This window comes from Clostridium sp. (assembly GCF_016650035.1).
Lineage (GTDB): Bacteria > Bacillota > Clostridia > Clostridiales > Clostridiaceae > Clostridium_AD.
In genome coordinates, this window is record NZ_JAENWM010000161.1 from 1 (window position 1) to 3833 (window position 3833).

At 32.6% G+C, this 3833-nt stretch carries 6 protein-coding genes and 1 pseudogene; 2 read left to right on the forward strand and 5 right to left on the reverse strand.

What is annotated here, in order from left to right; translation table 11 throughout:
• Nucleotides 1-127 precede the first annotated feature (127 nt).
• Nucleotides 128-268 (reverse strand): annotated as a pseudogene (locus JJD95_RS19895) (radical SAM protein); the annotation flags it as partial.
• A gap of 209 nt (nt 269-477) precedes the next feature.
• Here JJD95_RS19895 and JJD95_RS19900 point away from each other — a divergent pair.
• The gene (locus JJD95_RS19900; protein WP_291645223.1) at nt 478-1335 is read left to right on the forward strand and encodes a 4Fe-4S binding protein; all 858 of its coding nucleotides are present in this window, start codon (nt 478-480) and stop codon (nt 1333-1335) included.
• A complete protein-coding gene (locus JJD95_RS19905) occupies nt 1332-2066 on the forward strand; it encodes a hypothetical protein (RefSeq protein ID WP_291645225.1) in 735 nt (244 codons plus the stop codon). The genes JJD95_RS19900 and JJD95_RS19905 overlap by 4 nt, the downstream gene beginning before the upstream one ends.
• 153 nt (nt 2067-2219) lie before the next feature.
• Here JJD95_RS19905 and JJD95_RS19910 read toward each other — a convergent pair whose 3' ends face one another.
• The 4 genes from JJD95_RS19910 to JJD95_RS19925 all read right to left on the reverse strand — a co-directional run bounded on the left by JJD95_RS19910 (nt 2220) and on the right by JJD95_RS19925 (nt 3506).
• Complete coding sequence (locus JJD95_RS19910; RefSeq protein WP_291645227.1) at nt 2220-2585, reverse strand: GntR family transcriptional regulator; 366 nt, start codon at nt 2583-2585, stop codon at nt 2220-2222.
• Nucleotides 2585-2950, reverse strand: a complete 366-nt coding sequence (locus JJD95_RS19915) for a hypothetical protein (protein WP_291645229.1) — start codon at nt 2948-2950, stop codon at nt 2585-2587. Before JJD95_RS19915 ends, JJD95_RS19910 begins: the two co-directional genes overlap by 1 nt.
• On the reverse strand, nt 2947-3156 hold the full coding sequence (locus JJD95_RS19920) for a hypothetical protein (RefSeq protein ID WP_291645231.1): 210 nt from the start codon (nt 3154-3156) through the stop codon (nt 2947-2949). The genes JJD95_RS19915 and JJD95_RS19920 overlap by 4 nt, the downstream gene beginning before the upstream one ends.
• A 125-nt stretch (nt 3157-3281) precedes the next feature.
• A complete protein-coding gene (locus JJD95_RS19925) occupies nt 3282-3506 on the reverse strand; it encodes a hypothetical protein (protein WP_291645233.1) in 225 nt (74 codons plus the stop codon).
• Nucleotides 3507-3833: the final 327 nt, after the last annotated feature.

Consider the following 3833-nt stretch of genomic DNA (forward strand, 5'->3'; position numbering starts at 1 on the left):
TAAATAAAATCCAAGAAATGTTATATCTAATAATGTAAAAAAATCATATGCAAATTAATTACAAGTTAAAATTATTATGCTTATTCAATCAACATAGGTTTCGTTTACATTTTATAGTTGGCTGGTACGACCCCGTAGTAATCATACATTTCTTCCTTTTCCTTCGGAGGACATCCTCTAAAATTTTCGGTGCATTAACCTTTATCTCTATATCTTCAAAATCATGATGCATCTGATATCAACATTTTGTTCTGGCATACTGATAAATTTATATTCAAGAAATTCATCAACTATAGCATCAAGAAAATGTAATTGATTCTATATGGATAACAGTCAATATATTTTTGATTTTTATGACATTTCTAACATACTTTCATCACATTTTTAAATTATACTAAGTTCATAACAACTAAATAACTTAATAAGAGGCTGCCAATATTGACAGTCCCTTATTTTGAAAAATAGGAGGGAATAAAAATGTTAAAATCTAAAAGAATTAAGAGTAGGTCCATAGTACAAATATTCTTTTTTGTTCTTATTGGAGCCATAGCAATTAACAAAACACTTGCAGAAGCAGGAGGAGGCATCAGTTTTTTATCCGAAGCCTCTCTTCATGCATTATGTCCTTTTGGTGGGGTGGTCACACTTTATAACTTAGCCACATTGGGAACGTTTATCCAGAAGATTCATATGTCATCCGTTGTACTCATGGGAATTATATTTATATTAGCTGTTTTTTTTGGACCAGTATTTTGTGGGTGGATATGTCCACTAGGTTCCTTCCAAGAGTGGATTGGGAAAATAGGCAAGAGGATTTTTAAGAATAGATATAACAATTTTGTTCCTAAAGGCATTGACCGCTATATGAGATATTTTAGATATCTGTTACTTATAGCTGTGGTTATAGTGACTTCCAAGTCAGGTTATTTAATGTTTACAGATATTGATCCTTATTATGCCCTATTTAATTTTTGGTCAAATGAGGTAGCACCAAAAGCACTTATTGTTTTAGGGGTTACAATAATATTATCACTTTTTGTTGAGAGACCATGGTGTAAATATGCTTGTCCTTATGGAGCATTGCTAGGATTAACAAATAAATTTAGAATATTCAAAATACGACGTACCCAAAGCAGCTGCATTAACTGTAAAGCATGTGACAAAGCTTGTCCTATGAATATCACTATTTCAGGAGAGGATGCCATTACCGATCACCAATGTATTAGTTGTATGGAATGTACTTCTGAGAGTAGTTGTCCGATGCCTAACACAGTAAATTTAGCAAAAATAAACCAACCAACAGTTAAAATACAATCAAAGGAGGAGCAGCAATGAATATCAAAACGAATAAACTAGCTATTATTATTTTAACTGTTTTTTTCGGTGGTATACTGATTACAATAGGGTTAGATATATGGACGACAACTTCCACAAAGATACCTGCAAAAATTCAAATTGGGGACAATGCTGGTGAATATAATCCAGAAGATATAAGAGGTTCTTATACTTTTGCAGAGGTGGGGGAGCTTTTTGAAATAGATGTACCAGTTCTCTTTGATGCCTTTAATATTCCAAAAGATACAGTTCCTACAGATATTCAGACCAAAGATTTAGAGGGATTATTTGAAAATCTAGAAGTTGAAATTGGCAATGAATCAGTACAGATTTTTGTAGCTCTGTACAAAAATCTACCGGTGACATTGGCAGATTCATACTTACCTAATGGAGCCGTGAAAATACTTTTAGAATTAGATAAGTTGGATGAGGTACAAAAGACCTATTTTAAAAGTCATCAGGTTGATATAGTTAATATTACAGAAAATTCACCCGAGCCTTTAGATAAAAACAATGAATCTAGCATTGCAGTGAGCAATGAAGAAGAGAATGTGGTAAAGGGGTCTACAACCTTCCAACAATTACTTAATGCAGGAATATCCAAGAAACAAATTGAAGAGGTATTAAACGAACCTATGCCACCAACAAATCAAATTATCAGAACCTATTGTACAGAAAAGGGAGTGTCATTTTCAGCAATAAAAGACCAATTAAATTCCCTAATTGAATAAATAATTTAGACTTGCAAACCTTATTACGAAGTTTTTACTATGTTTTTTAATTATCGCGCCTCTACACTTTTCTTTTTAGTAGCGAACAGCACTCCACCTCTGTGGAGACGCGAGAATTATACTATATATTAAGACGTTCATACTCATACCTTCTCAATAAACCTTCCTCATAAGCTCAAAAACTTCTTCTATGGTGAGGCCAAGAGATTTGTAATATGAAGTGTCCTCAACCATTTGCTTTATTATCATTTCGTTACGCTTTTGAAGCATCTCTTCGGATGAGTGTTCAGCTACAAAACATCCCTTACCTGTTACATTATAAATCAAACCACATCGTTCCAGTCCTTCCCAGGCCTTTTTTACTGTGATGATACTAACACGTAGTTCCTTGGCTGCTCGTCTTATTGGTGGCAAGCTATAACCTTTTTCTATGTCTCCCTTTATAATTTGAGCGCTGATTTGTTCAAAAAGTTGCTGATAAATTGGTTTTTCAGATGTGTTTGAAATTGCTATGTCCATTATATATCCACTTTCTCAAATCGTTTAATTGCAATACTATAAGCAACAAGGCTGAATATTGAAAATATAGCAATTCCTACAATCAAGATTGTTAATTGAGTTGCCATATTATCAGCACCAGTACCTTTAAAAAGGTCAAATACTAAAGAATTTACTATTCCCAACCACTCTGCTCCACCAGCGAAAATCATAGCACCTGTAATCCCTGCAATCGTTGCGGCACCATATTTATAAGCTGTTTTGTAAAACATAGATATAAAAATAATGTTGAAGATAGCAAGCATAACAAAACAAAGTCCCCAAAAGCCTATTGTTGGTCCAAAGAAAAAGTAGGTCAAATTCGGATATAAGCGAGTACTAATCATGCCATATATGACTGCAATAACAATACATCTACAACAAGACTTTTAATTTCATCATCAACTGATATTTCAGGTACTCCAATTTGTTTAGCAATTTTTTCTAAAATTTTAATTGTGCGTTTACTATCATTTCGTAATTGCTGAATGCCAGTTAAGATACTTGATAATAACATTACCCCTATAATTATCCAAAAAATATTATCATTCATATGTTATTTCCCCCTGATTTTTAAAGTAGTCCGCCAGCCAATGTGGACGGCAACATTGATTATAGGTCATCTAGCCACTACTTCCAGCTATACTTGAATATGATTATATTTATTTCATATATTAGCTACCGGAGTATTTGAGACTCTTTTAATAATTTATCCATTCTTTCTATTAGTTCTGTACTTACACTCCAATAATATCCATTACTATCTATCATAATACCATTATTGCCACCTTTCCAAAGTAATCCTCCATAGGTATATTTAGTATGTGTTTCTTTAGGAGGAAAATTGCTTGATTCAACTTTATAAAGTTTTTTCGTTTTTGCTACTTCTTGTGTAAACTCCAAAACTAATTTAGTAGCAAGAATGTAACTTCTAGTTACATTCTATGGGGTCGTGTCAGGCACCTAAAAAATGGATTGAATGTAAAGCAGGAGAAAATGAAACATTGAATGTGAGTTTAGAGCTAGTAAAATCGTTTATAGTTCATCCCATCCCATGGTGGTAATCTAATATAGTTAATAAATAAAATTCAAGAAATGTTATATCTAATAATGTAAAAAAATCATATGCAAATTAATTACAAGTTAAAATTATTATGCTTATTCAATCAACATAGGTTTCGTTTACATTTTATAGTTGGCTGGTACGACCCCGTAGTAAAATTACGACTA